This is a genomic window from Yersinia sp. 1252 StPb PI (genome assembly GCF_048593885.1).
In the GTDB taxonomy this organism is placed as follows: Bacteria; Pseudomonadota; Gammaproteobacteria; order Enterobacterales; family Enterobacteriaceae; genus Yersinia; species Yersinia enterocolitica_E.
The window spans coordinates 1-2,028 of record NZ_JAZGQE010000329.1; the positions used below are offsets into that span (position 1 = coordinate 1).

Genomic DNA, 2,028 nt, shown 5'->3' on the forward strand with positions numbered 1-2,028 from the left:
CACCCTGTTTTGTTTTCTTTAAGTAAACGTAGGGTGCCTTGCGGTATGTGGATAAGAAAACTTCATCTAGCGTGTTATCCAAACCTATTAATATAGGAGTAATTGTAGGATGTAATATCTTAATTGCATGGGAATTTAATGTCACATATAACGAAGTAAAAAAACAACTTATAAACACTGCCAGTAACACAACTTTATAACGAAAACCAACGCCGGATAAAATGTATTCATTATTTTTAACAACATCAAGACAATCTACTCTCCCCCCACCACCTCTTTCTTTTTCTTTTTCTTTACTTGAAATAAAAATCGGCTTAATACCAATGCAATATCCTTTTTTGGGGATAGTCGTCACTAATTCATGTGCTTTATCATCTAATGCATTACGCAAGTTACTAATTGTTTGTGTTAGTGTGTTATCTGTTACATAGCTACCTCCCCATATCTCCTTCTCAATATCATCGCGGGTGAGAGAGTCTGGATAATTATGACATAATAAAGATAACACTTCAGACTCTTTATTCCTCATTTTTATCAAAGAACCCCGTTTATTGATCATTCTCTTTTGTGGAGTAAAGAGAATATCTCCAATCATTATTTCATCCATTTCCTGCCCCACATGGTAGTCATCACTAAATAAAATAGCAGAAATAGTGTTACCTGACAGTCTCCTTCAAACATTAATAAAGTTAAATCCGTTAGTTTTAAGCGAAAAATGATAGGGAATATAAGCATCAATAACAAGGATGGAAGTCTATCAATAAATATTGATAACCAACAAAAAATATCCACCATGATAATTACATTTTTGAGATATTATTAGTAACAATGAAAAATCAAGAAGGTGAATGATCATAATGAAACTCAGGGTGATTTTATTTTTCACACCAATTATTTTTGGATGTCAAACACACAAAAATGAAAATTTAACTCAAAAAGTAAAAATAGAACAATTAACTGCATTAACGGCTGGGATGCGTTATCTAAAAGAAATATGTGGTATGGAAAAGTTACCAAGTGAAGAGAAAATAGTGAGTAGTGCCATAACCATGATGAATTCTGATAACTCTCTCAGTTTACAGCAGAGTAGTCATTCGCGGTCAGAACTAACAGACGTAAGATATGAAAAATTAAAAAATGATGGTATGAATAACGATTACAAATGTAAAGAGTTGAGCGAAATATTAAATAAATTCATTATTAAAATAGGCTAACAACCTCCCCTAGAAATAGATGAGCCATACCGGCCAGACAAATATAAGGGCCAAAGGCGATGTGTTTTACTTTCTTCTTCGACAAGAGAGAAATCACCATAGAGATAATGATACCTAAACCAGAGGATAACAATATCAACATGGGTATTGCTGATACACCAAACCAAGCTCCCATCGCTGCCATTAATTTAAAATCACCATATCCCATTCCCTCGACACCCTTAAGTAACTTAAATAACCAATAGGGTAACCACAAAAAAACATAACCCACTACAGCACCTAGCACAGCAGATGACAGAGAACAAAAAACATTATTTATATTAAAAACAAGTCCTATCCATAGTAATGGCAATGTAATACAGTCTGGAAGTAAGTAACAATCAAGATCGATAAAAGACAACGTAATCAGCGACCAAATTAAAAGTAAACAGGCAACTGTTGAATAATCGTTTTCAGCCCAAAAGGCAACAAGTAAGGTTAAAAGAGCCGTCAGTAACTCTACAATTAGATAACGAGGATTAATTCTCTGCTGGCAGCACCGGGATCTACCACGTAATAATAACCAACTGACTACGGGAATATTGTACCTAATAAGTAACGGGCTATTGCAACTTGGGCAAAATGATTTTGGAAAACATAAATTAATGTTGTCTTTGAGGCTATTACCCTTAATTCCTCGACTAACGCCCTTATGTTTTGGCGCAGTAGCAGAAAGCATAATTGGCAGGCGATAGATAACAACATTCAAAAAACTCCCTATGCATAGCCCAACAACAGTATAAAATAAAACACCGACCAGACTATAAGTATCAAT

Annotated in this window: 3 protein-coding genes; 1 reads left to right on the forward strand and 2 read right to left on the reverse strand. The window is 34.4% G+C overall.

What is annotated here, in order from left to right; translation table 11 throughout:
* Positions 1-607 (reverse strand): winged helix-turn-helix domain-containing protein (locus V2A85_RS23230; RefSeq protein ID WP_420072502.1); only part of this gene is annotated, 607 nt, incomplete at its 3' end.
* Positions 608-857: 250 nt separating this feature from the next.
* Between V2A85_RS23230 and gspS the strand changes: the two genes are divergently transcribed.
* Positions 858-1,214, forward strand: a complete 357-nt coding sequence (gspS, locus tag V2A85_RS23235) for a type II secretion system pilot lipoprotein GspS (protein ID WP_420072503.1) — start codon at positions 858-860, stop codon at positions 1,212-1,214.
* Here the strand turns inward: gspS and V2A85_RS23240 are convergent.
* Positions 1,201-2,028: prepilin peptidase (locus tag V2A85_RS23240; RefSeq protein WP_420072504.1), on the reverse strand; the 828-nt coding region annotated here is incomplete at its 5' end. The genes gspS and V2A85_RS23240 overlap by 14 nt on opposite strands.

Excerpts from the sequence above, each read along its gene's own strand:
- gspS (WP_420072503.1), top strand. The coding sequence starts at position 858 with ATGAAACTCAGGGTGATTTTATTTTTCACACCAATTATTTTTGGATGT.